This is a genomic window from Leclercia sp. LSNIH1, assembly GCF_002902985.1.
Lineage (GTDB): Bacteria > Pseudomonadota > Gammaproteobacteria > Enterobacterales > Enterobacteriaceae > Enterobacter.
Map to the genome: position 1 here is coordinate 2940211 of NZ_CP026167.1, position 23341 is coordinate 2963551.

Genomic DNA, 23341 nt, shown 5'->3' on the forward strand with positions numbered 1-23341 from the left:
TAGCAGGAGGTCAGCGCCATGGAAATCACTACCGCCCGGGAACAACAGCTGTTTAATGGTAAAAATTTTCATGTGTTTATCTACAACAAGGTGGAGAGCATCAGCGGTCTGCATCAGCATGACTACTATGAGTTCACCATCGTGCTGACCGGCCGCTATTTCCAGGAGATCAACGGCAAGCGGGTGCTGCTGGAGCGTGGGGATTTTGTTTTTATCCCGATGGGTTCTCACCATCAGAGCTTTTACGATTTTGGTGCCACGCGCATTCTCAACGTCGGCATCAGTAAACGCTTCTTCGAAACCCACTACTCGCCGCTGCTGCCGTTCTGCTTTGTTGCATCGCAGGTTTATCACGTTAAAAGTGAATTCCTGAACTGGATCGATACCGTTATTGCCTCACTCAACTTCCGCGACAATGAATTCGATGAATTTATTGAAACGGTGACCTTTTACGTCGTCAATCGGCTACGCCATTATCGCGAAGAGCAGCAGGCAACCGACGATATTCCGCAATGGCTGCGCACGACCGTTGAAATGATGCATGACAAGCTGCGTTTTGGTGAAAACGCGCTGGAAAATATGGTGGCGCTGTCGGGAAAATCCCAGGAATACCTGACCCGTGCCACCCAGCGTTATTACCAGAAAACGCCGATGCAGATTATTAATGAAATACGGATCAATTTCGCCAGAAAACAGCTGGAAATCACCAACTATTCGGTGACGGATATTGCTTACGAATCCGGTTATAGCAGTCCGAGTCTGTTTATTAAAACCTTTAAGAAATTGACCTCATTTACCCCTAACAGCTACCGGAAAAACCTCACAGTTATTAATTAACGTCCGGCGGGTTTACCGCCGGGAATATCGATTAACAGGCTTGCCCAATATAAATGGGACGGGATCGCTATACTTAAAAAGCGGATCTCCAGGGAGAATATTATGCAAAAGAAACTTAAAGTAGTGACCATCGGCGGCGGAAGCAGCTACACCCCGGAATTACTGGAAGGCTTCCTTAAGCGTTATCATGAACTGCCGGTCAGCGAATTGTGGCTGGTTGACGTGGCCGAGGGCCAGGAGAAGCTCGATATTATTTTCGACCTGTGCCAGCGTATGGTGAAAAAAGCGGGTGTGCCGATGACCGTGCATAAAACCCTCGACCGTCGTCAGGCGCTGAAAGATGCCGATTTCGTGACGACGCAGCTGCGTGTCGGCCAGCTGAAAGCGCGCGAGCTGGATGAGCGTATCCCGCTGAGCTACGGCTATCTGGGCCAGGAGACCAACGGTGCAGGCGGCCTGTTCAAAGGGCTGCGCACCATTCCGGTGGTGTTCGACATCATTAAAGATGTACAGGAGATCTGCCCCCAGGCATGGGTGATTAACTTCACCAACCCGGCCGGGATGGTCACCGAAGCGGTCTATCGCCATACCGGGTTCAAACGCTTCATTGGGGTCTGCAATATTCCTATCGGCATGAAGATGTTTATTCACGACGTGCTGGCCCTGACCGACAACGACGACCTCTCTATCGACCTGTTTGGCCTGAACCACATGGTCTTTATCAAGGATGTCCTGGTCAACGGCAAATCACGTTTCCCGGAGCTGCTGGATGGCGTTGCCAGCGGCACTCTGAAAGCAAGTTCGGTGAAGAACATCTTTGACCTGCCGTTTAGCGAAGGGCTGATCCGCTCCCTGAATCTGCTGCCATGCTCCTATCTGCTCTACTACTTCAAGCTGAAAGAGATGCTGGCGATCGAGATGGGCGAATACTACAAAGGCGGTGCCCGCGCGCAGGTGGTGCAGAAGGTGGAAAAACAGCTGTTCGAGCTCTATAAGAACCCGGATCTGGACGTGAAGCCGAAAGAGCTGGAGCAGCGCGGCGGAGCATACTACTCCGATGCGGCCTGCGAAGTGATCAACGCTATCTACAACGACAAGCAGGCGGAACACTACGTCAACGTGCCGCACCACGGCCACATCGATAACATCCCGGCGGACTGGGCGGTGGAGATGACCTGCATCCTGGGCCGTGACGGGGCGAAGCCACATCCGCGACTGACCCATTTCGATGACAAAGTGATGGGCCTCATCCACACCATCAAGGGCTTTGAAGTGGCGGCAAGCCAGGCGGCCATCAGCGGCGAGCTGAACGACGTGCTGCTGGCGCTGAACCTGAGCCCGCTGGTGCACTCCGATCGTGATGCCGAGAAGCTGGCGCGGGATCTGATCCTGGCCCATGAAAAATGGCTGCCGAACTTCGCCGCCACGATCGATAAACTGAAAAGCGAGCAGCACTAAGAGGGATCGCTATGGAATATCTGCTGATCGTCAATGCCGATGATTTTGGCCTCTCAAAAGGGCAGAACTACGGCATCGTGGAAGCCTGTCGGCACGGCGTGGTGACCTCCACCACCGCGATGGTGAACGGTGAAGCCATTGAGCACGCCGCGGCGCTCAGCCGGGATCTGCCCGATCTGGGCGTGGGCATGCACTTTGTTCTGACCCTTGGTATGCCGCTGACCGCTATGCCAGGGCTGACCCGGGAGGGGGTGTTGGGCAAATGGATCTGGGAGAGGGCAGAGGAGGGGACGTTACCCCTGGAGGAGATCGCCCGCGAACTGGACTGTCAGTTCAATCGCTTCGTCGATCTCTTCGGGCGCGAACCGACCCATATCGACAGCCATCATCACGTGCATATGATCCCGGCCATCTTCCCGCTGGTGGCCGAGTTTGCCCGCCGCAAAGGGGTGGCGCTGCGTGTGGATCGTCAGGCCGACATGCCCGGCGAAATGGGGGGCGATCTGCCGCCCACGACGGACGGTTTCAGTAGCGCATTTTATGGCGATGAAATCAGTGAAGCGCTGTTTTTAAGCGTACTGGACAGGTCCGTACAGCAGGGAGAGCGGTCGCTGGAGGTGATGGCGCATCCGGCCTTTATCGACAATACGATCCGTAAAAGCGCTTACTGCTGGCCACGACTGACGGAGATGGAGGTGCTGACCTCGACGTCGCTGAAGTATGTGATTGCCGAACGCGGGTATCGTCTGGGAACGTTCGGGGATCTGTGAGGAAATGCCGGGTGGCGGCTTCGCCTTACCCGGCCTACAACTTCAATGGAACCTTGCGCCGGGTTTTATCCGGTTAGCAAATTACACGGAACCGTAGACCGGGTAAGCGCAAGCGCCACCCGGCTTTTTTACGCAGGTATTTGGTCAATCTTACTGCTGCGCGACCATACCCGGTGCGCCGCCATCAGCAACGTCAGTTCATCCATAAATGTACCCGCAGCCGTATCGCCTTCGACGATACCCTCTTCGCCCTGATCTGCCACCTTCAGCAGCGGCTTAAACTGACGGGCATCGCCAGCCAGCGCAATCGGCTTGAGATGCTTGTACGCTTCCAGAAGATAATAAGCAGCGTCGCCGTTATTCAGCAGGCTCTGAATATCGCCGCACGGCACGACGACCGCATCGACGGTCAACGACGGTGAACCGGCGAAGGTGGCCGCCACTGGCAGTACCGAGCCGTCATCGGCGGTGACTTCACCCATGCGCGAATAGAGCAGTTTGGCATGGACGCCTTTGGCCTTGAGCGCCTGGAGCACCGCCAGCACGTCGCTGGCCCGTGGAGTATCGTTCAGCAATACCGCCACCACACGGCCTTTGATATCGCCGCCAGGAACTGCATACAGGCTGAGGGAGGGATCCTTTTGTACGCCGTTCACATCCTGCGGCGGAGCCAGGTTACGCTGCTCGTCGGTAAGGGTGATGCCCAGATTGTCCGCCACCTTCTGGGCCAGCGTGATATCAATATGGGCCAGCTGATCGACCACCCGCTCGCGGATATAGGCCCGCACCACTTTGCTCAGCTCAAAGCTGAAGGCGCCCACGATATGATCCTGCTCAACGGGCGTCTGGCTCTGCCAGAACAGGCGCGGATGGGCATAGTATTCACCGAAAGAGGGGCTACGCTCGCGGATCTTCGATCCCTCCACGCGCTCCTGATAGGACTCGAATCCGCCCCGTTTTGGCCCCGGCGGCGTTTCGCGCGGCCAGTTGTCGTTGATCGAGTTTGGCTCGTAGTTCGCCGGATTGGTGTCGATCTCCATGCGGTGCATCCCGTCCCGCTGGAAATTATGGTACGGGCAGGTTGGTCGGTTGATTGGGATCTCGTGGAAGTTAGGCCCGCCCAGACGACTGATTTGCGTATCGGTATAGGAGAACAGACGACCCTGCAGTAATGGGTCGTTGGTGAAGTCCATCCCGGGGACAATATGCCCTGGGTGGAACGCGGCCTGCTCGTTTTCGGCAAAGAAGTTGTCCGGGTTACGATTGAGCACCATTTTGCCCACCAGCTGAACCGGCACCAGCTCTTCGGGAATGAGCTTGGTCGGATCGAGGATATCAAAATCAAACTTGAACTCGTCCTCTTCCGGGATCAGCTGGAAACCGAGCTCAAATTCCGGGAAGTCGCCCGCTTCAATGGATTCCCACAGATCGCGGCGATGGAAGTCTGGATCGCGCCCGGTGAGCTTTTGCGCCTCATCCCATACCAGAGAGGCTTTACCGGCGACCGGTTTCCAGTGGAAGCGCACAAAGGTGGCTTTGCCTTCGGCGTTAATCAGCCGGAAGGTATGAATGCCAAAGCCCTCCATGGTGCGGTAGCTGCGCGGAATGCCGCGGTCGGACATCGCCCACATCACGTTATGCAGGGTTTCCGGCTGCAGCGACACGTAATCCCAGAAGGTATCGTGTGCGCTCTGGCCCTGGGGAATAGCCCAGTGAGGTTCCGGTTTTACGGCGTGAACAAAATCGGGGAACTTGTGTGCGTCCTGAATAAAGAAGATCGGTGTGTTGTTGCCCACCAGATCAAAAACGCCTTCATCAGTGTAAAACTTGGTGGCGAAACCGCGAATATCGCGCACCGTGTCGGCGGAACCTGCCCCGCCCTGTACCGTGGAAAAGCGTACAAAAACCGGCGTGATTTTATCCGGATCCGACAGGAAATCGGCTTTAGTAATCTCTTTCAGGCTTTTGTAAGGCTGGAAATAGCCATGTGCGGCGGAGCCGCGGGCGTGTACGATGCGCTCCGGGATACGTTCATGGTCAAAGTGGGTGATCTTCTCCCGCAGGATAAAGTCTTCCAGCAGGGTGGGGCCGCGCGTACCGGCACGAAGGGAGTTCTGATCGTCACTGATACGCACGCCCTGGTTGGTGGTCAACGGGAAGTTTTCCCCCCCTTTGCGAACCCCCTCCAGCGCATTCAGTTTCTGGTTGCCGGTATCAGGTGCCTTCATGCTGCCGGGGGCCGTCGGCTCCTGGCCTGGCGGAGTAGGGACTGGACTTGCGCGGTGAGAACCGTCTGCCGGGGCCAGCGAGTCCATTCCGGGTTTCGCTTCGCTGGCATCGTGAAGCGGGGATTGTTCAGGTTTATGGGTCTTATCATTTTGCGACATTGCACTCGTCTCCTTTTCATTGCTGAAATGCGGCCGTTTTTGCGTCAAAACTCAATAACTATAGAACATTACGGGTTATAAACCGGGTGAAAGGCCGATCTAAGGTCAGAGCTTATGTTGCATAAGACACGTGAGGCGCGACGCAGGAGGGGCAATCGGCTATGATAAGAATTTGCTGATTTTTATGTATGTTTAGTGAAACTGCTGCTTATGAAACCTCTTCGCCAACAAAACCGCCCTGTGATCAGTTACCAGCCTCGCGTTGAACCTGCGCCGCCAGAACATGCCACCAAAATGGATGGCTTTCGTGACGTCTGGCTGTTACGCGGCAAATATGTGGCCTTTGTGCTGATCGGGGAGCGTTTTCGTCGTTCTCCAGCTTTTACCGTACCGGAATCAGCCCAGCGCTGGGCGCTACAGGTCCGTCAGGATGAAGAGGTTGAGGATTAACAGAGATAAAAAAACCGCCGTCATTACGGAAGGCGGTTTTTTTTAACTCAGAAGGCGATTAACGGTGCGCGAGCTCCGCGTCATCTTCACTTGCCAGGATAGTTTTGTCGGTCTGCTTCAGCCACTGGCTGGTCAGCGTCCCGGCGGTCATGGAGCCGCTGACGTTCAGTGCGGTACGCCCCATGTCGATCAATGGTTCAACGGAGATCAGCAGAGCCACCAGCGTTACCGGGAGACCCATCGCAGGCAGAACAATCAGTGCCGCGAAGGTTGCGCCGCCGCCCACACCGGCCACACCGGCAGAGCTCACGGTGACAATCCCCACCAGGGTCGCAATCCATACCGGATCCAGCGGGTTAATCCCAACCGTTGGGGCAACCATCACCGCCAGCATGGCAGGGTAGAGACCCGCACAACCGTTCTGGCCAATCGTTGCACCGAAGGAGGCAGAGAAGCTGGCAATCGATTCCGGCACGCCCAGACGACGGGTCTGCGCTTCCACGTTCAGTGGAATGGAGGCGGCGCTGGAGCGGCTGGTAAAGGCGAAGGTCAGTACCGGCCACACTTTGCGGAAGTATTTCAGCGGGCTGACGCCGTTTACGCTGAGCAGAATGGCGTGAACCACAAACATAATGCCCAGACCGAGATACGAGGCCACCACGAAACTACCCAGCTTAATGATGTCCTGGAGGTTCGAGCCCGCAACCACTTTGGTCATCAGCGCCAGAACGCCATACGGGGTCAGCTGCATCACCAGACGCACCAGCTTCATCACCCAGCTCTGCAGGGTATCGATGGCGGTCAGTACGCGCTGGCCTTTCGGCGCATCATCTTTCAGCAGCTTCAGGGCAGCTACGCCCAGGAAGGCGGCAAAAATTACCACGCTGATGATAGACGTCGGGTTGGCACCGGTCAGATCGGCAAACGGGTTTTTCGGGATAAAGGAGAGCAGCATCTGCGGAACGGTGAGATCCGCCACTTTACCCGCATAGTTGGTCTCGATGGCGGTCAGGCGCGCGGTCTCCGCGGTGCCCTGCACCAGGCCTTCTGCCGTCAGGCCAAACAGGTTGGTGACCAGCACACCGACCAGCGCCGCGATAAGCGTAGTAAACAGCAGCGTACCGATGGTCAGAAAGCTGATTTTCCCCAGCTGGGAGGCGTTATGCAGACGGGCAACCGCGCTCAGAATAGAGGCGAAGACCAGCGGCATGACGATCATCTGCAGCAGCTGGACGTAGCCGTTGCCGACAATGTTAAACCACTGAATAGACTCTTTCAGTACCGGATTGCTGGAACCGTAAATGGCCTGCAGCGCCAGGCCAAAGACCACGCCCATGACCAGACCGACCAGCACTTTTTTAGCCAGGCTCCACTGTTTATGACGCGCCTGCGCCAGCAACAGCAGTAGGCCGACGAACACCATAATGTTCGCGATTAATGGAAAATTCATCCCCGTTCTCCTGATTTAATATCAGATCGGTATCAGTCCGACCTTGTTGGCGCAAGGTTAGCAGAAGTGTGATCCAGTCGCTTATATCCAAATGGAATGGGTTATGCCAAAACGGTTAAGTTTGTCCAGTTACTGCTCACTTTGCAGATGAATAAAGCGGTTGAACTGAAATTGCAGCGAATTGATCATGTGCGAAGACCAGCGCACGGCACCGTTTTCAGGCAGCGTCTGAGGCATCCAGACGGCCCAGGCAAACAGGGCCATGCACAGCGCACGCTCCAGCTGGTTACCTTTTTGCGGGCGGAGGATAGGCAAACGAAAACGCCAGCGGCAGGGCCAGAGGAGGGGAACCCCTGCCGGGGTGAGCATGTCGGCCAGGATATGGCTCAGGTAACCCAGCACCATTCCCTGAATGGCGTCTGCGGGGATAAGCCAGCTGTCGGGCACTTTTAAATAGAAGAGGGTCAGGGCGGCGAACACCGCCAGCAGGCTGTGGGTAAACCCACGATGGCCGCAGGCGCGGGCAATGGGTTTGGAGATCCACTTCAGCCGCTGCCCGAGCAGCGACTTAGGATGATCGATATCCGGTAACAGGCAGGTCAAAACCGCCGATGGCACAATATGCCACCAGTCACCCTGCGCCAGCACCGGTGTAAGCTCAGCGTTCTTGGCAAACACTGCGCAGGCGAGAGAAAAAAGCAGATGACCTTCCGCCGTCATGATAAAACCCACTAAACTGTCGATGCATCCAGTATAGGGATTTTATACAGTATACGGAAGTAGTGACGGTGTAACTCTTTGTCACAAAGCTGTTAACGCGCCAGCCAGCCACCATCGACGGCAAGGGTATAACCGTTCACATAGTCCGAGGCGGAAGAGGCCAGAAATACCGCCGGACCCTGGAGATCGTCCGGCTTGCCCCAGCGACCCGCCGGAATACGGTCGAGGATCTCTTTGCTGCGCTGTTCGTCGTCGCGTAGCTGCTGGGTGTTGTTGGTCGCCATGTACCCCGGGGCGATGGCATTTACGTTAATACCATGTTGTGCCCACTCGTTGGCTAGCAGCCGGGTGAGCCCCAGCACGCCGCTTTTTGACGCGGTATAAGAGGGAACGCGGATCCCCCCCTGGAAGGAGAGCATGGAAGCGATATTGATAATTTTGCCCCCTTGCCCCTGGGCAATAAACTGGCGGGCCACGGCCTTAGAGAGGAAAAAGACCGACTTCAGGTTGAGGTTCATCACCTCATCCCAGTCTTTCTCACTGAAGGTCAACGCATCTTCCCGGCGAATGGTTCCGGCGTTATTCACCAGGATATCGACCCGCCCCATGCCGGTCACCGCCTGTTCAACCAGACTTTCAATGGCATCCTGCTTGCTGAGGTCGGCCTGAATAGCCAGAAACCGGCGCCCCAGCGCTTTCACGCCTGCGGCGGTCTCTTCCGGAACGCGGCGATTGACGCTGACAATATCGCATCCAGCCTGGGCCAGACCCAGCGCCATGCCCTGGCCGAGGCCGGTATCACAGCCGGTAACGATGGCAACTTTTCCTGAAAGATTAAAGGCATCCAGTATCATACAGACCTCAGTGTGTAGGGGGGTATAGTTGTTCTGAGGTAAGCATAGAATCAGCTATCAGGAAGATCAAATTAAAATGAAATAGCGTTTCAAAAATTTTTAAGGCGGTCATGTTTGCGGGCAACAGGGGGCTGCCCGCCAGTGACCATTACCCGCGCAGATGCGCCACGGTAAGCGCCTGCAGGGAGGTCAGTTTGACATCGGCCAGTGCGTAACGCGCGTCGTGCTGGTTCTCTTCCGCAGGAACAACAATTGAGCGCATCCGGGCCGCTTTACTGGCAATCATGCCATTTACCGAGTCTTCCAGCGCCACGCAGGCGGTCGGGTCGACGCCCAGTTTCGCAGCGCAATCCATATAGACCTGCGGATGCGGCTTGCTGTACGGGAGCTTTTCTGCCGAGGCCAGCGCGTCGAAGCTGTCGCGCAGATCGAACATGATCAGCACCTTCTCCAGCATATGCAGCGGCGAGGCGGAGGCCAGACCGACCTTCAGTCCCTGCTCTTTACAGAGTAATACGGCCTCACGCGCGCCTTTGAGTAAGGGACGGGTCTCTTCCACCAGCGTAATGGCGCGGTTGATAATGCGATCGGTCACTTCATCCCGGCCTGGACCTACCCACGGCTGGTGGGCGTACCAGAGATCAACCACCATATCGATGCGCAGGCCGAGGGTATCCGGCAGCTCGTGACGGCGGCTGATATCCACACCCAGGCTCGCCATTACATCCAGTTCAGCCCGATCCCACAGCGGCTCAGAATCAATCAGTAATCCATCCATATCAAAAATGGCAGCAACAATTTGACGTGGCGTCGACATGCAACCTCTCCTTTCGTTGGTTTTAGCAGCGGTAAGCGCTACCTCACCCTGGCAATTTAGCATATCGCCAGTAAAGAGCGGGCGAAAATGAGATCCAGCAGGTAAACTTAGCCACAAAGGATGTAATTTCATAATGAGGAACCAATGACATATCAACAAGCTGGTCGCGTTGCGATACTGAAACAGATCGCCGGATGGGTGATTTTTATCCCATCAGTTATCTCGACCATTATTTCTGTTCTGAAATTTATCTATGACCACAGCGAGAAGCAGGCCGGGATTAATGCCGTGATGCTTGATTTTGCCCATGTCATGATTGAGATGATGCGGTTCAATACCCCATTCCTGAACTTTTTCTGGTACAACTCGCCCACGCCTGATTTTCGGCAGGGGATGAACATCGCGTTCTGGATTATTTTTGCCCTGATCTTTATTGCCCTCGCGCTGCAGGCCTCGGGAGCGCGGATGCGCCGCCAGACGCGCATGATCCGCGAAGGGTTGGAGGCGCAGCTGATTCTGGAGAAAGCGAGAGGGGAGGAGGGCTTGACCCGTGAGCAGATCGAATCACGTATTGTGGTACCGAATAACACTATTTTCCTGCAAATATTCACGCTCTACGTGCTGCCCGTGCTGATGATCGTCGCCGGGTATTTCCTGTTTTCGCTGCTCGGCCTGATCTAAGCGTTCGCTGCCGGGCGCTGAAGCCCGGCAGCCTGCGCGTTATGCCGCCAGTACCCGCTCCAGCGCTCGCTGCGCATTCACCATATGCTCCCCACCAAACAGAATGGCGCGGTTCATCAGCGTATAGAGCTGATACACCGGTTGCCTTTCCAGAAAATCTGCCGGCAGCGGTGATATCGACTGGTAGCCGTCGTAAATTTGCGGCGGCTGTTCAGGATGGAGCGGCAGCATGGCGAGATCGCACTCTCTGTCTCCCCAGTAACAGGCCGGGTCGAAGATGTAGGGGCCGTTCGGCCCCAGCGCGCAGTTGTCCGACCATAAATCGCCATGCAGCAGCGAAGGCTGCGGCTGGTGCGAGGCCAGGCGCTGCTGAATATGATCGACAATGGCGTCAATATTGCCGAACGCCAGCCCTTTTTCCGCTGCCAGCTCCAGCTGCCAGCCGATGCGCTGTTCGGCAAAGAAGGTTGACCAGCGTCGCTGCCAGGCGTTGGGTTGTGGCGTGGTGGAGAGGTCATTGTCAAAATCGAGGCCAAACTGTGGTTGCTCGCTCCACTGATGCAGGCGGGCGATTTGCTGCCCCAGAATAAAGGCATTATGCGCGTCGAGCGGGCGGGGAGGGAGATAGTCCATCACCAGGAAACTGTAGTCACGATCGCTACCGACGGCCCGGACTGTAGGAACAGATACGGTTTTGCTGCGGGAGAGCAGTTCCAGCTGATCGGCTTCTGCTGTGAATATCGGTAACAGTTCACGTTCGTCACATTTTACGAAGAGATCGAGGCCTGCATAGCGCAGATGCCACGCGGCGTGGATTTCGCCTCCTGGCAGCTCATTACGCAGTTCAATTTCACCTTCGCCCAACTGTTCACTCAAAAGATGACTGATAGCCTGCCACATGATCGCTCTCCCATGTTGTCTGCCAGATCATAAAGTTAGCGTGAAACTATGGTAAAAAAATACGAGCTAACGCACAGTTGGGCCGTTTGGTTGGCCCTCGGGCATTTATTGTTGCTCTTTTTGCCAGTTTTCCCAGCGCGTGACTTCAACCTGCGGCTCTTTCCCGGTTGCGCTCTCAACCAGCCCCGACGCCAGCGCCTTCACCTCGTCTTCACCCAGCGGGGTAACCAGACCATAAGTATGGGTGCCCAGCTCATGCAGCGTGCCCTCATCGTCAGTCATGGTCAGTAAAAAACCTCCGCGGGTGAGGTTGTTGTTCATTTCGTTGAGCTCGGTCAGCGTATCTTCATGCACTTTAATGGTTACCACGTAGCGCGCGATCTCTCCACTACTCATCATTCACCTCGTTGTTATCCCGAAATTTTTTAGCATAGTCGATTCATGCTATTTGTCGCCCTCGCCGGCTAACCGGGAGGGCTGTCATTACGCATTTGCCAGATACTTGAATATTTTTTGCGTGTCTTCCAGCGAGCAGAGTCGGGTGCCGTGATTGATGGTCGCCGCGCTGCCTGCTGCCACCCCGTACTGGGTCATCTCCCGTAAGGATGCGCCCTGCGCCAGTTTCAGGGTCATGGCGCCGACCATGCTGTCACCTGCGCCGACGGTGCTCTGGCTTTTCATCGGCGGCGGTACCACTTGTACCGAGCCGGTTTCATCAACGGCCAGCGCCCCCTGCGGTCCCAGGGAGACGACGACCCGCCGCGCTTTGCCGCTTTTCACTAACTCCTCGGCGGCCTTACGCACATCGTCTGGCTGGCTGAGGTCACGATTGACCAGCGCGCTCAGCTCTTTCTGGTTAGGTTTTACCAGCTCAATATTGCCAAGCGTCAGCGCGGCGCTGAGCGCCTCCCCGGAGCTATCGACAATGCAGCGAATGCCGTTCTGCTGGGCAGCGCGGATCAGCTGCGTCAGTTTTTCGGTTTTCACACCGGGTGGCAGACTGCCGCTGATAACCAGCAATGCGCCGCTTTCGATGGCCAGCACTTTCTCTTCAAGCTGGCGAAACTCATCTTCGCTTAATGTCGCACCAGGCATCACAAAGCGGTATTGCTCGTTAGAGGATTCAACGTGAACATGCAGGTTTTGCCGGGTCCAGTCCCGGGCCTCAACCGTATCGACGGCAACCTGCTCGTCGGCAAGGAGTGAGACGAGATGTTCGCCCGTCGCACCGCCCGCGGGGAAGATGGCTGTGGCTTTTCCGCCAAGGTGCGTAATAGCGCGGGCGACGTTAATGCCGCCGCCGCCGGGCTCAAAGACCGGCACGCTGCAGCGGAGTTTACCTTCAGGATAGATTTGTGCCGTCAGGGTAGCGCTGTCCAGGGAAGGGGAGAGCGTCAACGTAAAAATACGATCCATGCTTATCTCCTGTAAGTGAGGTTTGCATTAAGCCTGGCACCGAACCCACAGAAGCGAAAGAAATAACAATATGATTTCTAATATAAATATCTTTACGTAACGTGACTGTTTTTTATAAATATTAGAGGGCTTTGAGATCGTTCTTATTCCAAAAATGAAACAAGAAATCATTGCTATGTTATTTGAGCCTTTTTATAATTTGTTACCTTTCCAAGGATCCCATGGCATTGATCCGCAAGAAAGTTTCCGGGACCGTAATGGTCTCTTTTTTTGTTGTACGGACTCTTTATAAATGAAGCTCTTAAAGACAGTACCCGCTGCGATGATGTTAGCGGGAGGTCTGCTTGCGTCAATGAATGCAGCAGCCGATGATTCCGTTTTTACTGTCATGGATGATCCCTCCACTGCACAGAAACCCTTCGAAGGCAACCTTAACGCAGGTTATCTGGCGCAATCGGGCAATACGAAAAGCTCCTCCCTGACCGCAGACACCACCCTGACCTGGTACGGCAATACTACCGCCTGGTCGCTGTGGGGTAACGCAAGTAACACCTCTTCTAACGATGAGCGTTCTTCCGAGAAATATGCGGTAGGTGGGCGTAGCCGTTTCAATGTGACCGACTATGACTATCTGTTTGGCCAGGCAAGCTGGTTAACCGATCGCTATAACGGCTATCGTGAGCGTGACGTTGCGACCGCCGGTTACGGTCGGCAGTTCCTGAACGGTCCGGTACACAGCTTCCGCTTTGAATTTGGTCCAGGCGTACGTTATGACGAATACACTGACGGCGACACGGAAACTCAGCCGCTGGGCTACGCGTCCGGAACTTATGCATGGCAGATGACCGATAACGCGAAATTCAGCCAGGGCGTTTCTGTCTTTGGCGCTGACGACACCACCGTCAACTCCGAAACCGCGCTTAACGTGGCAATCAACGCCCATTTCGGGCTGAAAGTTGCATACAATGTGACCTGGAACTCCGAGCCGCCAGCGTCTGCGCCGGAACACACCGATCGTAGAACCACCGTCTCTCTGGGCTACAAAATGTAATTATCGCGGGCCAAGAATATATTGGCCCGTTTTTAATTTTTGTGCTGATAAATAATAAACACTGTTTTAGAATATAGCGGCAGCCGATATCTCCATATTCTCTCCATAATTCCTCGCTTCGTTAACTATTCAGTTTATTTGACACGAATTGATAAATATTTTGACTATGCAAAAGTGTGATCCAGATCTAAACTATGAACACAGGCTAGATATTGCCTTAAGTTGGTCTGTATTAATTCAGTAAGAGAAAAACATTATGAATAAAATCGTAACTGCATCTGCAGCATTGGTGCTTTCTGCACTGTCATTCGGCGCATTTGCCGCTGACGCTGTATATAACTCTGCCAGTGACACCTCTACACAAATCGGCATTACCAAAGCCTCTGATGTAGAAGCCGGATCAAACATCGCCCCGGGTTCGCAATCTACCGGGCAGTCCATGGATGACGCATTCGACGTGCATAAACTGGTCGCCGGGGAATGGTCCTGATCGATTTGTCAGATTATCTCCATTCATTTACGGGCTGTTATTGCCACTAAAAAAACCGGATTTTGATGTACCGGTTTTTTATTTTTGTCATTTTTGTAAAGTTATATAGAACGCGGTTTTATATTCGCGCCATTATTACCTACAAGACGCGAAATACCGTTATAGCGTAGGGGAAGGCGATACGATTAACCCCAAAGCATTGCCGCCCAGCGTAATAACAGCATGGCAACGCAGATGGCGATTAACACAATCACCATCTTCCAGTGTTTTTTTGTAAAGCGTTTCGTTGGCATCCGATCATCCTTGTTCATTGATTCATGGAGTTTACCAAAGAACAAAGATAATTGCGCTTCACCGGGATGCTACATCCTCAGGCGCCTGCAACAACACGCGTCAAAACCAGTGAAACTTATCTGCCAGAATGACGAGTAAGGCGGTGGCAGAAAGAATGTTCAGGATAACGACTGTTTTGCTGGATACGTTCATAATTTGCCCCATGGAATGTTGAAGGACCTTTTCAAGAATAGCTTAGCAGCCCGCTATTGCGAGCAGCTGTCTGAAATTCCACGTCAAACTCATGCAAAAGTACTAACGCGTTCATTCTGCCTGTAAAGGGTGTTTTCACCCTTTTGTTAGTGTTACCATCTTCGGGCTGATCGTAAATTGTCATTTATCTGATTTCGATCCTGTGCATGGTTGCGGGCCAATTTGACGATTGTTGGTCAGATGGTTTTGCAATCCACTGTAAATTAAAGATTATTTTCTTTGCATATGCTCTTATGTGTGGGGCATCACTGCAAATAAGGATATAAAATGCCTGTTATTACTCTTCCTGATGGCAGCCAACGCCATTTTGACCGCGCCGTCAGCCCAATGGATGTTGCGCTGGATATCGGCCCGGGACTGGCGAAAGCCACTATTGCTGGCCGCGTAGATGGTGAGCTGGTTGATGCTTCCGATTTAATTGAAAACGATGCGAAGCTGTCGATCATCACCGCGAAAGACGAAGAAGGTCTGGAGATCATTCGTCACTCCTGCGCACACCTGCTCGGTCATGCGATCAAACAGCTGTGGCCTCACACCAAAATGGCTATCGGCCCGGTTATCGACAACGGCTTCTACTATGACGTTGACCTTGACCACACCCTGACCCAGGAAGATATCGAAGCCCTCGAAAAGCGTATGCACGAGCTGGCTGAGAGCAACTATGACGTCATTAAGAAGAAAGTGAGCTGGCACGAAGCGCGTGAAACCTTCGTGAAGCGTGGTGAAACCTACAAAGTCACTATTCTTGATGAAAACATTGCCCATGATGATAAGCCTGGCTTGTATCATCATGAAGAATATGTCGACATGTGCCGTGGACCGCACGTGCCGAACATGCGTTTCTGCCATCACTTCAAGCTGATGAAGACCGCAGGCGCTTACTGGCGTGGCGACAGCAACAATAAGATGCTGCAACGCATTTACGGTACCGCCTGGGCCGACAAAAAAGCCCTGAACGCGTACCTGCAGCGTCTGGAAGAAGCGGCGAAGCGTGACCACCGTAAAATCGGTAAACAGCTCGACCTGTATCACATGCAGGAAGAGGCGCCGGGTATGGTGTTCTGGCATAACGATGGCTGGACTATCTTCCGCGAACTGGAGACGTTCGTACGCTCCAAGCTGAAAGAGTACCAGTATCAGGAAGTGAAAGGCCCGTTCATGATGGACCGTGTGCTGTGGGAAAAAACCGGCCACTGGGACAACTACAAAGATGCAATGTTCACCACCTCTTCTGAGAACCGTGAATACTGCATTAAGCCGATGAACTGTCCGGGTCACGTTCAGATCTTCAACCAGGGTCTGAAATCCTACCGCGACCTGCCGCTGCGTATGGCGGAGTTCGGTAGCTGCCACCGTAACGAGCCATCAGGCGCGCTGCATGGCCTGATGCGTGTTCGTGGCTTTACGCAGGATGACGCGCATATCTTCTGTACTGAAGATCAGGTGCGTGATGAAGTTAACGCCTGTATTCGTATGGTCTACGATATGTACAGCACCTTTGGCTTCGAGAAGATCGTGGTCAAACTCTCAACTCGTCCTGAAAAACGTATCGGCAGTGACGAGACCTGGGATCGTGCTGAGGCGGACCTGGCCGTCGCGCTGGAAGAGAACGGTATCCCGTTTGAATACCAGCTGGGCGAAGGCGCATTTTACGGTCCGAAAATTGAATTTACCCTGTATGACTGCCTCGATCGTGCATGGCAATGCGGTACTGTACAGCTGGACTTCTCCCTGCCGCAGCGTTTAAGCGCCTCTTACGTTGGCGAAGACAACGAGCGTCAGGTTCCGGTAATGATTCACCGTGCGATTCTCGGTTCTCTGGAGCGCTTCATCGGCATCCTGACCGAAGAGTTCGCTGGCTTCTTCCCAACCTGGCTTGCGCCGGTGCAGGTAGTGGTGATGAACATTACCGATTCTCAGGCTGATTACGTTAAAGAATTGACGCAGAAACTACAAAATGCGGGCATTCGCGTAAAAGCAGACTTGAGAAATGAGAAGATTGGCTTTAAAATCCGCGAGCACACTTTACGTCGTGTCCCGTATATGTTGGTCTGTGGTGATAAAGAGGTGGAAGCAGGCAAAGTTGCCGTTCGCACCCGCCGTGGTAAAGACCTGGGCAGCCTGGACGTAAGTGAAGTGATTGAGAAGCTGCAACAAGAGATTCGCAGCCGCAGTCTTCAACAACTGGAGGAATAAGGTATTAAAGGCGGAAAACGAGTTCAAACGGCACGTCCGAATCGTATCAATGGCGAGATTCGCGCCCAGGAAGTTCGCTTAACAGGTCTGGAAGGCGAGCAGCTGGGGATTGTGAGTCTGAGAGAAGCAATCGAAAAGGCTGAAGAAGCTGGAGTAGATTTAGTTGAAATCAGCCCTAACGCCGAACCGCCAGTTTGTCGTATCATGGACTACGGCAAGTTCCTTTATGAAAAGAGTAAGTCTTCTAAGGAACAGAAGAAGAAGCAAAAAGTTATCCAGGTTAAGGAAATTAAATTCCGTCCTGGTACCGACGATGGCGATTATCAGGTAAAACTCCGCAGCCTGATTCGCTTTCTGGAAGATGGCGATAAGGCCAAGATCACGCTGCGTTTCCGCGGTCGTGAGATGGCCCACCAACAGATCGGTATGGAAGTGCTTAACCGCGTCCGTGACGATCTGAGTGAACTGGCAGTAGTCGAATCCTTCCCTACGAAGATCGAAGGCCGCCAGATGATCATGGTGCTCGCTCCTAAGAAGAAACAGTAAGGCCTTCAAGTAGCAATTCCTGTGGAGCCGACAGGCTTCGCAGGTTTTGTTCGCCTGCGTTTCGTTTATTTAACAATGCGAAGTGGAAGTTATTAAAATGCCAAAAATTAAGACCGTACGCGGTGCTGCTAAGCGCTTCAAAAAAACCGGTAAAGGTGGTTTTAAGCACAAGCACGCTAACCTGCGTCACATTCTGACTAAGAAAGCTACCAAGCGTAAACGTCACCTGCGTCCAAAAGCCATGGTTTCTAAAGGCGATCTGGGCCTGGTAATCGCGTGCCTGCCGTACGCATAAGTCGTTAACGTTTAACTTTTTTAACTTAGAATAGATACAGGAGAGCACACATGGCTCGCGTAAAACGTGGTGTAATTGCACGTGCACGTCACAAGAAAATTTTGAAACAAGCTAAAGGCTACTACGGTGCGCGTTCACGCGTATACCGCGTTGCCTTCCAGGCTGTTATCAAAGCAGGTCAGTACGCTTACCGTGACCGTCGTCAGCGTAAGCGTCAGTTCCGTCAACTGTGGATTGCGCGTATCAACGCAGCAGCACGTCAGAACGGTATTTCTTACAGCAAATTCATCAACGGCCTGAAAAAAGCCTCTGTTGAAATCGACCGTAAGATCCTGGCTGACATCGCAGTATTCGACAAAGTAGCGTTCACCGCTCTGGTCGAAAAAGCGAAAGCAGCTCTGGCATAAGCCAGTTGAAAGGGGGAGCTCTGCTCCCTCTTTTCGTTTCAACAGCATCAAAACATTGACAATTTTCTGGCGACCCTTTTCAATAGGGCGACAGGTCCCATACCACACAAGGTAACGCAAGCATGAATGCTGCTATTTTCCGCTTCTTCTTTTACTTTAGCACCTGACATCAGGAGGCTAGCGCGTGAAAGACGAAACGGAAAACAGCGCCAGAAAGCCTCCTGATGGAGGCTTTTTTCGTATCTGCCGCTTGTAAATATCGCTACATAACGAGGAAAACCATGTCACATCTCGCAGAGCTGGTTGCCAGTGCAACGGCCGCCATTAACCAGGCCTCAGATGTTGCCGCGTTAGACAATGTCCGCGTGGAATATCTGGGCAAGAAAGGGCAATTGACCCTTCAAATGACTACCCTGCGTGAATTGCCGCCAGAAGAGCGCCCGGCTGCAGGTGCGGTAATTAACGAAGCCAAAGAGCAGGTTCAGCAGGCGCTGAACGAGCGTAAAAACGCGCTGGAAAGCGCTGCGCTGAATGCGCGTCTGGCTGCAGAAACCATCGACGTCTCCCTGCCGGGTCGTCGTATTGAAAACGGTGGTCTGCATCCGGTCACGCGAACTATCGACCGCATTGAAAGTTTCTTCGGTGAGCTCGGCTTTACCGTGGCGACCGGCCCGGAAATCGAAGACGATTACCATAACTTCGATGCCCTGAATATCCCAGGCCATCACCCGGCACGTGCTGACCACGACACTTTCTGGTTCGATGCTACCCGTCTGCTGCGTACCCAGACCTCTGGCGTACAGATCCGTACCATGAAAGAGAAGCAGCCGCCAATCCGCATTATCGCGCCGGGCCGCGTTTATCGTAACGACTACGACCAGACCCACACCCCGATGTTCCATCAGATGGAAGGGCTGATCGTGGATAAAAACATCAGCTTTACCAACCTGAAAGGTACTCTGCACGACTTCCTGAGCAACTTCTTTGAAGAAGATCTGCAGATCCGTTTCCGTCCTTCCTACTTCCCGTTCACTGAACCTTCTGCCGAAGTTGACGTGATGGGTAAAAACGGCAAATGGCTGGAAGTGCTGGGCTGCGGCATGGTGCACCCGAATGTCCTGCGTAACGTCGGCATCGATCCGGAAGTTTACTCCGGCTTTGCGTTCGGTATGGGGATGGAGCGTCTGACCATGCTGCGTTATGGCGTGACCGACTTACGCGCTTTCTTCGAAAACGATTTGCGTTTCCTCAAACAGTTTAAATAAGGGCAGGACAGAACAATGAAATTCAGTGAACTGTGGTTACGCGAATGGGTAAACACCGCGCTCGACAGCGAGGCGCTCTCTAACCAGATCACCATGGCAGGCCTGGAAGTGGACGGCGTTGAGCCGGTTGCAGGTGCGTTTAATGGCGTGGTTGTGGGTGAAGTGGTGGAGTGCGGCCAGCACCCGAATGCAGACAAACTGCGTGTCACCAAAGTGAACGTGGGCGGCGAACGCCTGCTGGATATCGTCTGCGGCGCGCCAAACTGCCGTCAGGGCCTGAAGGTAGCCGTGGCCACCGTTGGGGCGGTACTGCCTGGCGATTTCAAAATTAAAGCGGCGAAACTGCGCGGCGAGCCGTCTGAAGGCATGCTGTGCTCTTACTCTGAGCTGGGTATTTCTGACGACCACTCTGGCATCATTGAGCTGCCAGCAGATGCCCCGATCGGTACCGACCTGTGCGAATACCTGAAGCTCGATGACAACACCATCGAAATCAGCGTGACGCCGAACCGTGCCGACTGCTTAGGCATTATCGGCGTTGCGCGCGACGTCGCTGTGCTGAACCAGACCGAACTGAACGTGCCAGAGATTGCACCGGTTGCTGCCACCATCAACGATACGGTATCGATTCAGGTTGACGCACCAGAGGCCTGTCCGCGCTACCTTGGCCGTGTGGTTAAAGGCATTAACGTTAAGGCGCCTACTCCGCTGTGGATGAAAGAGAAGCTGCGCCGCTGCGGCATCCGCTCCATCGATGCCGTGGTTGATGTGACCAACTACGTTCTGCTGGAGCTGGGTCAGCCAATGCACGCGTTCGATAAAGATCGCATTGAAGGCGGCATTGTGGTTCGTATGGCGAAAGAGGGCGAGACCCTGGTTCTGCTCGACGGCAGCGAAGCCAAACTCAATGCCGACACGCTGGTGATTGCCGACCATGGCCAGGCGCTGGCGATGGGCGGGATCTTTGGCGGCGACCACTCCGGCGTGAACGATGAAACCCAGAACGTGCTGCTGGAATGCGCCTTCTTCAGCCCGCTCTCCATTACCGGTCGCGCACGTCGTCACGGCCTGCATACCGACGCTTCTCACCGCTATGAGCGCGGCGTCGATCCGGCGCTGCAGTACAAAGCGATGGAGCGCGCTACCCGCCTGCTGATCGACATCTGCGGTGGCGAAGCCGGTCCAGTTATTGACGTGACCAGCGAGGCGCATCTGCCGAAGCCTGCGACCATCACCCTGCGCCGCAGCAAACTGGATCGCCTGATTGGCCACCACATTGCCGATGCGCAGGTGAGCGACATTCTGCGTCGTCTGGGCTGTGAAGTAACCGAAGGCCAGGACCAGTGGACAGCCGTTGCGCCAAGCTGGCGTTTCGATATGGAGATCGAAGAAGATCTGGTGGAAGAGGTGGCCCGCGTTTACGGCTACAACAATATTCCTGATGAGCCGGTACAGGCTGGCCTGGTGATGGGCTCCCACCGTGAAGCTGACCTCTCTCTGAAGCGTGTGAAGACCATGCTGATCGATAAAGGCTACCAGGAAGTGATCACCTACAGCTTCGTTGACCCTAAAGTGCAGCAGCTGATCCACCTGGGCCAGGAAGCGTTGATCCTGCCAAGCCCAATCTCCAGCGAGATGTCCGCGATGCGCCTGTCGCTGCTGACCGGCCTGCTGACTACCATCGTCTACAACCAGAACCGTCAGCAGAGCCGCGTACGCATTTTCGAAACCGGTCTGCGCTTTGTGCCGGACACTCAGGCGAACCTGGGTATCCGTCAGGATCTGATGCTGGCGGGCGCTATCTGCGGCAACCGCTATGAAGAGCACTGGGATCTCAGTAAAAACAGCGTTGATTATTACGATCTGAAAGGCGATCTGGAAGCTGTACTGGAACTTACCGGTAAATTGTCTGAAATTGAGTTCCGTGCTGAAGCTATTCCTGCGCTGCATCCGGGGCAAAGTGCCGCGATTTATCTGAAAGGTGAACGCGTTGGTTTCATTGGTGTTGTGCATCCGGAACTGGAACGCAAACTCGATCTCAATGGCCGTACACTGGCGTTTGAGCTGGAGTGGAACAAGGTCGCAGACCGCGTCATTCCTCAGGCTCAGGAGATTTCTCGCTTCCCGGCAAACCGTCGTGATATCGCCGTTGTCGTGGCTGAAAATGTGCCTGCCGCAGATATTTTGGCCGAATGTAAGAAAGTTGGCGTAAATCAGGTAGTTGGCGTAAACTTATTTGACGTGTACCGCGGCAAGGGCGTGGCAGAGGGCTTTAAGAGCCTGGCTATCAGCCTGATCCTTCAGGATACCAGCCGTACACTCGAAGAAGAGGAGATTGCCGCTACCGTTGCCAAATGTGTAGAGGCATTAAAAGAGCGATTCCAGGCATCATTGAGGGATTGAACCTATGGCGCTTACAAAAGCTGAAATGTCCGAATATCTGTTTGATAAGCTTGGGCTTAGCAAACGGGATGCCAAAGAGCTGGTTGAGCTGTTTTTCGAAGAGATCCGTCGCGCTCTGGAAAACGGTGAGCAGGTGAAACTCTCCGGCTTTGGTAACTTTGATTTGCGCGACAAGAATCAACGTCCGGGTCGTAACCCGAAGACGGGTGAGGATATTCCCATTACGGCTCGCCGCGTGGTGACCTTCAGACCCGGCCAGAAGTTAAAAAGCCGTGTCGAAAACGCTTCACCCAAAGCAGAGTGAGATGATCTAACTAAAAAGGCCGCGAAAGCGGCCTTTTTTCTTTGCGCTGCTTTAAACCCACCGTAAAATTAACTACATCTTTTTCCCGCAAAATGATTCCAATGTCTGAATTTGCCCGTCTGCAATACCGTTCCGATCTGCGTAAAGTGCTCTTACTGCTGCTGGCGCTGATCACCGCGCTAGGGCTGAGCCTCTGTGCGGGCGAGCAATGGATCGGGCCGCAGTCGTGGTTTACGCCGCAGGGGGAGCTCTTTATCTGGCAAATCCGCCTGCCGCGCACGCTGGCCGTGGTGCTGGTGGGCGCTGCGCTGGCGCTAAGCGGGACAATTATGCAGGCGCTGTTTGATAACCCGCTGGCGGAGCCTGGCCTGTTGGGCGTTTCGAACGGGGCGGGTGTCGGGTTGATTGCCGCTGTGATGCTGGGTGGGGGAGCCCTGTCAGGAGGGGAACTGAGCCTCTGCGCTATTGCCGGGGCACTCATCATTACCCTTATTCTGTTGCGCTTTGCCCGTCGTCATCTCTCAGTGAGCCGTCTGTTGCTTGCCGGGGTGGCGCTGGGCATCATCTGTAGCGCCCTGATGACCTGGGCGGTCTATTTTTCTACCTCATTTGATTTGCGCCAGCTGATGTACTGGATGATGGGCGGCTTCGGTGGCGTGAATTGGGAACAGGGCTGGCTAATGTTGCTGCTGGTGCCTGCCATCGTCTGGGGCTGCTTTCAGGCCGCGCCGCTGAACATCCTGGTGCTGGGCGAAGTTTCTGCTCGCCAACTGGGACTGCCGCTAACCTTCTGGCGCAACATCCTGGTGATCGCCATCGGCTGGATGGTGGGGGTGAGTGTGGCGCTGTCTGGGGCCATCGGCTTTATCGGCCTCGTTATCCCCCATATGCTGCGTCTGTGCGGGATTACCGACCATCGCTTGCTGCTGCCTGCTGCGGCCGTGACAGGCGGCGCTACGCTGCTTATTGCCGACATCATTGCGCGTCTGGCTCTGACCGCGGCAGAGTTGCCGATTGGTGTTGTCACCGCTACGCTGGGAGCACCGGTATTTATCTGGCTATTATTAAAAGCGGGCCGCTAAGGCTGCCACTCTGAAC

The 23341-nt window shown here is 54.2% G+C and carries 26 protein-coding genes and 1 other annotated feature; of the genes, 16 read left to right on the forward strand and 10 right to left on the reverse strand.

Features of this window, described 5'->3' with window-relative positions; genetic code table 11:
• The first annotated feature begins 18 nt into the window (after positions 1 to 18).
• The 3 genes from chbR to chbG all read left to right on the forward strand — a co-directional run bounded on the left by chbR (position 19) and on the right by chbG (position 3065).
• Positions 19 to 837 carry a transcriptional regulator ChbR gene (chbR, locus tag C2U54_RS14625; protein WP_103179288.1) on the forward strand — a complete coding sequence of 273 codons (819 nt, stop codon included), beginning with the start codon at positions 19 to 21 and terminating at the stop codon, positions 835 to 837.
• A 102-nt stretch (positions 838 to 939) separates the two neighbouring features.
• Complete coding sequence (locus C2U54_RS14630) at positions 940 to 2295, forward strand: 6-phospho-beta-glucosidase (protein ID WP_103179289.1); 1356 nt, start codon at positions 940 to 942, stop codon at positions 2293 to 2295.
• A gap of 11 nt (positions 2296 to 2306) precedes the next feature.
• The gene (gene chbG / locus C2U54_RS14635) at positions 2307 to 3065 is read left to right on the forward strand and encodes a chitin disaccharide deacetylase (RefSeq protein ID WP_103179290.1); all 759 of its coding nucleotides are present in this window, start codon (positions 2307 to 2309) and stop codon (positions 3063 to 3065) included.
• 128 nt (positions 3066 to 3193) lie between these two features.
• Here chbG and katE read toward each other — a convergent pair whose 3' ends face one another.
• Positions 3194 to 5452, reverse strand: coding sequence for a catalase HPII (gene katE, locus C2U54_RS14640; protein WP_103179291.1), 2259 nt, complete (start codon positions 5450 to 5452; stop codon positions 3194 to 3196).
• A 210-nt stretch (positions 5453 to 5662) separates the two neighbouring features.
• Here katE and cedA point away from each other — a divergent pair, with 210 nt between their 5' ends.
• Positions 5663 to 5902 (forward strand): cell division activator CedA, encoded by a 240-nt coding sequence (gene cedA, locus C2U54_RS14645; RefSeq protein ID WP_231604252.1) that lies wholly within the window; start codon positions 5663 to 5665, stop codon positions 5900 to 5902.
• A gap of 58 nt (positions 5903 to 5960) precedes the next feature.
• Here cedA and C2U54_RS14650 read toward each other — a convergent pair whose 3' ends face one another.
• The 4 genes from C2U54_RS14650 to hxpB form a co-directional block, all read right to left on the reverse strand.
• Positions 5961 to 7352, reverse strand: coding sequence for an L-cystine transporter (locus C2U54_RS14650; protein WP_103179293.1), 1392 nt, complete (start codon positions 7350 to 7352; stop codon positions 5961 to 5963).
• A 129-nt stretch (positions 7353 to 7481) separates the two neighbouring features.
• Complete coding sequence (locus C2U54_RS14655) at positions 7482 to 8072, reverse strand: metal-dependent hydrolase (protein WP_103179294.1); 591 nt, start codon at positions 8070 to 8072, stop codon at positions 7482 to 7484.
• A gap of 92 nt (positions 8073 to 8164) precedes the next feature.
• Positions 8165 to 8926, reverse strand: coding sequence for a 2-dehydro-3-deoxy-D-gluconate 5-dehydrogenase KduD (gene kduD, locus C2U54_RS14660; RefSeq protein ID WP_103179295.1), 762 nt, complete (start codon positions 8924 to 8926; stop codon positions 8165 to 8167).
• A gap of 148 nt (positions 8927 to 9074) precedes the next feature.
• Positions 9075 to 9743, reverse strand: a complete 669-nt coding sequence (gene hxpB / locus C2U54_RS14665; RefSeq protein ID WP_103179296.1) for a hexitol phosphatase HxpB — start codon at positions 9741 to 9743, stop codon at positions 9075 to 9077.
• Between the two features lie 144 nt (positions 9744 to 9887).
• On the opposite strand from hxpB, the gene C2U54_RS14670 reads away from it, so the two are divergent.
• Positions 9888 to 10424: a YniB family protein gene (locus C2U54_RS14670; protein WP_103179297.1), complete on the forward strand. Its 537-nt coding sequence runs from the start codon at positions 9888 to 9890 to the stop codon at positions 10422 to 10424.
• 39 nt (positions 10425 to 10463) lie between these two features.
• On the opposite strand, the gene C2U54_RS14675 is transcribed toward C2U54_RS14670, so the two are convergent.
• From C2U54_RS14675 to pfkB, 3 genes are all read right to left on the reverse strand, one after another.
• Complete coding sequence (locus C2U54_RS14675) at positions 10464 to 11324, reverse strand: fructosamine kinase family protein (RefSeq protein ID WP_103179298.1); 861 nt, start codon at positions 11322 to 11324, stop codon at positions 10464 to 10466.
• Between the two features lie 105 nt (positions 11325 to 11429).
• Positions 11430 to 11720, reverse strand: coding sequence for a type V toxin-antitoxin system endoribonuclease antitoxin GhoS (gene ghoS / locus C2U54_RS14680; protein WP_103179299.1), 291 nt, complete (start codon positions 11718 to 11720; stop codon positions 11430 to 11432).
• Between the two features lie 87 nt (positions 11721 to 11807).
• Positions 11808 to 12740: a 6-phosphofructokinase II gene (pfkB, locus tag C2U54_RS14685; protein WP_103179300.1), complete on the reverse strand. Its 933-nt coding sequence runs from the start codon at positions 12738 to 12740 to the stop codon at positions 11808 to 11810.
• 292 nt (positions 12741 to 13032) lie between these two features.
• Here pfkB and C2U54_RS14690 point away from each other — a divergent pair, with 292 nt between their 5' ends.
• Together C2U54_RS14690 and C2U54_RS14695 are read left to right on the forward strand one after the other, a co-directional pair.
• Positions 13033 to 13791, forward strand: a complete 759-nt coding sequence (locus C2U54_RS14690) for a DUF481 domain-containing protein (protein WP_103179301.1) — start codon at positions 13033 to 13035, stop codon at positions 13789 to 13791.
• A 256-nt stretch (positions 13792 to 14047) separates the two neighbouring features.
• Complete coding sequence (locus C2U54_RS14695; protein ID WP_103179302.1) at positions 14048 to 14281, forward strand: hypothetical protein; 234 nt, start codon at positions 14048 to 14050, stop codon at positions 14279 to 14281.
• Positions 14282 to 14466: 185 nt separating this feature from the next.
• Here C2U54_RS14695 and yniD read toward each other — a convergent pair whose 3' ends face one another.
• Positions 14467 to 14574 (reverse strand): small membrane protein YniD, encoded by a 108-nt coding sequence (gene yniD / locus C2U54_RS14700; protein ID WP_103179303.1) that lies wholly within the window; start codon positions 14572 to 14574, stop codon positions 14467 to 14469.
• Positions 14575 to 14674: 100 nt separating this feature from the next.
• On the reverse strand, positions 14675 to 14779 hold the full coding sequence (gene yncL, locus C2U54_RS14705; protein ID WP_309236337.1) for a stress response membrane protein YncL: 105 nt from the start codon (positions 14777 to 14779) through the stop codon (positions 14675 to 14677).
• Between the two features lie 315 nt (positions 14780 to 15094).
• On the opposite strand from yncL, the gene thrS reads away from it, so the two are divergent.
• From thrS to btuC, 9 genes are all read left to right on the forward strand, one after another.
• Positions 15095 to 17023 carry a threonine--tRNA ligase gene (gene thrS / locus C2U54_RS14710; RefSeq protein ID WP_103179305.1) on the forward strand — a complete coding sequence of 643 codons (1929 nt, stop codon included), beginning with the start codon at positions 15095 to 15097 and terminating at the stop codon, positions 17021 to 17023.
• A 3-nt stretch (positions 17024 to 17026) separates the two neighbouring features.
• Positions 17027 to 17569 (forward strand): translation initiation factor IF-3, encoded by a 543-nt coding sequence (gene infC, locus C2U54_RS14715; protein WP_023616141.1) that lies wholly within the window; start codon positions 17027 to 17029, stop codon positions 17567 to 17569.
• 97 nt (positions 17570 to 17666) lie between these two features.
• On the forward strand, positions 17667 to 17864 hold the full coding sequence (gene rpmI, locus C2U54_RS14720) for a 50S ribosomal protein L35 (RefSeq protein ID WP_001124225.1): 198 nt from the start codon (positions 17667 to 17669) through the stop codon (positions 17862 to 17864).
• 50 nt (positions 17865 to 17914) lie between these two features.
• Positions 17915 to 18271 carry a 50S ribosomal protein L20 gene (gene rplT, locus C2U54_RS14725; RefSeq protein WP_000124850.1) on the forward strand — a complete coding sequence of 119 codons (357 nt, stop codon included), beginning with the start codon at positions 17915 to 17917 and terminating at the stop codon, positions 18269 to 18271.
• A 117-nt stretch (positions 18272 to 18388) separates the two neighbouring features.
• Positions 18389 to 18512: a sequence feature (Phe leader region), on the forward strand.
• Positions 18394 to 18438, forward strand: a complete 45-nt coding sequence (gene pheM / locus C2U54_RS14730) for a pheST operon leader peptide PheM (RefSeq protein ID WP_001386830.1) — start codon at positions 18394 to 18396, stop codon at positions 18436 to 18438. Its footprint overlaps the feature before it by 45 nt.
• Before the next feature lie 40 nt (positions 18513 to 18552).
• Positions 18553 to 19536, forward strand: coding sequence for a phenylalanine--tRNA ligase subunit alpha (gene pheS / locus C2U54_RS14735; protein WP_103179306.1), 984 nt, complete (start codon positions 18553 to 18555; stop codon positions 19534 to 19536).
• A gap of 15 nt (positions 19537 to 19551) precedes the next feature.
• A complete protein-coding gene (pheT, locus tag C2U54_RS14740; protein ID WP_103179307.1) occupies positions 19552 to 21939 on the forward strand; it encodes a phenylalanine--tRNA ligase subunit beta in 2388 nt (795 codons plus the stop codon).
• 4 nt (positions 21940 to 21943) lie between these two features.
• Positions 21944 to 22243 carry an integration host factor subunit alpha gene (gene ihfA, locus C2U54_RS14745; protein ID WP_006820203.1) on the forward strand — a complete coding sequence of 100 codons (300 nt, stop codon included), beginning with the start codon at positions 21944 to 21946 and terminating at the stop codon, positions 22241 to 22243.
• Between the two features lie 101 nt (positions 22244 to 22344).
• Positions 22345 to 23325, forward strand: coding sequence for a vitamin B12 ABC transporter permease BtuC (btuC, locus tag C2U54_RS14750; RefSeq protein ID WP_103179308.1), 981 nt, complete (start codon positions 22345 to 22347; stop codon positions 23323 to 23325).
• The last annotated feature ends 16 nt before the right edge of the window (positions 23326 to 23341 follow it).

What these genes read in the sequence shown, in the direction of transcription:
- kduD (WP_103179295.1), bottom strand. Translation starts at nt 8,926, where the DNA reads ATGATACTGGATGCCTTTAATCTTTCAGGAAAAGTTGCCATCGTTACC.
- C2U54_RS14650 (WP_103179293.1), bottom strand. Translation starts at nt 7,352, where the DNA reads ATGAATTTTCCATTAATCGCGAACATTATGGTGTTCGTCGGCCTACTG.
- rplT (WP_000124850.1), top strand. Translation starts at nt 17,915, where the DNA reads ATGGCTCGCGTAAAACGTGGTGTAATTGCACGTGCACGTCACAAGAAA.
- pheT (WP_103179307.1), top strand. Translation starts at nt 19,552, where the DNA reads ATGAAATTCAGTGAACTGTGGTTACGCGAATGGGTAAACACCGCGCTC.
- yniD (WP_103179303.1), bottom strand. Translation starts at nt 14,574, where the DNA reads ATGCCAACGAAACGCTTTACAAAAAAACACTGGAAGATGGTGATTGTG.
- C2U54_RS14675 (WP_103179298.1), bottom strand. Translation starts at nt 11,324, where the DNA reads ATGTGGCAGGCTATCAGTCATCTTTTGAGTGAACAGTTGGGCGAAGGT.
- katE (WP_103179291.1), bottom strand. Translation starts at nt 5,452, where the DNA reads ATGTCGCAAAATGATAAGACCCATAAACCTGAACAATCCCCGCTTCAC.
- pheS (WP_103179306.1), top strand. Translation starts at nt 18,553, where the DNA reads ATGTCACATCTCGCAGAGCTGGTTGCCAGTGCAACGGCCGCCATTAAC.
- rpmI (WP_001124225.1), top strand. Translation starts at nt 17,667, where the DNA reads ATGCCAAAAATTAAGACCGTACGCGGTGCTGCTAAGCGCTTCAAAAAA.
- C2U54_RS14630 (WP_103179289.1), top strand. Translation starts at nt 940, where the DNA reads ATGCAAAAGAAACTTAAAGTAGTGACCATCGGCGGCGGAAGCAGCTAC.
- cedA (WP_231604252.1), top strand. Translation starts at nt 5,663, where the DNA reads ATGAAACCTCTTCGCCAACAAAACCGCCCTGTGATCAGTTACCAGCCT.
- C2U54_RS14670 (WP_103179297.1), top strand. Translation starts at nt 9,888, where the DNA reads ATGACATATCAACAAGCTGGTCGCGTTGCGATACTGAAACAGATCGCC.
- chbG (WP_103179290.1), top strand. Translation starts at nt 2,307, where the DNA reads ATGGAATATCTGCTGATCGTCAATGCCGATGATTTTGGCCTCTCAAAA.
- ghoS (WP_103179299.1), bottom strand. Translation starts at nt 11,720, where the DNA reads ATGAGTAGTGGAGAGATCGCGCGCTACGTGGTAACCATTAAAGTGCAT.
- C2U54_RS14690 (WP_103179301.1), top strand. Translation starts at nt 13,033, where the DNA reads ATGAAGCTCTTAAAGACAGTACCCGCTGCGATGATGTTAGCGGGAGGT.
- C2U54_RS14655 (WP_103179294.1), bottom strand. Translation starts at nt 8,072, where the DNA reads ATGACGGCGGAAGGTCATCTGCTTTTTTCTCTCGCCTGCGCAGTGTTT.
- btuC (WP_103179308.1), top strand. Translation starts at nt 22,345, where the DNA reads ATGTCTGAATTTGCCCGTCTGCAATACCGTTCCGATCTGCGTAAAGTG.
- chbR (WP_103179288.1), top strand. Translation starts at nt 19, where the DNA reads ATGGAAATCACTACCGCCCGGGAACAACAGCTGTTTAATGGTAAAAAT.
- thrS (WP_103179305.1), top strand. Translation starts at nt 15,095, where the DNA reads ATGCCTGTTATTACTCTTCCTGATGGCAGCCAACGCCATTTTGACCGC.
- pfkB (WP_103179300.1), bottom strand. Translation starts at nt 12,740, where the DNA reads ATGGATCGTATTTTTACGTTGACGCTCTCCCCTTCCCTGGACAGCGCT.
- C2U54_RS14695 (WP_103179302.1), top strand. Translation starts at nt 14,048, where the DNA reads ATGAATAAAATCGTAACTGCATCTGCAGCATTGGTGCTTTCTGCACTG.
- yncL (WP_309236337.1), bottom strand. Translation starts at nt 14,779, where the DNA reads ATGGGGCAAATTATGAACGTATCCAGCAAAACAGTCGTTATCCTGAAC.
- ihfA (WP_006820203.1), top strand. Translation starts at nt 21,944, where the DNA reads ATGGCGCTTACAAAAGCTGAAATGTCCGAATATCTGTTTGATAAGCTT.
- hxpB (WP_103179296.1), bottom strand. Translation starts at nt 9,743, where the DNA reads ATGTCGACGCCACGTCAAATTGTTGCTGCCATTTTTGATATGGATGGA.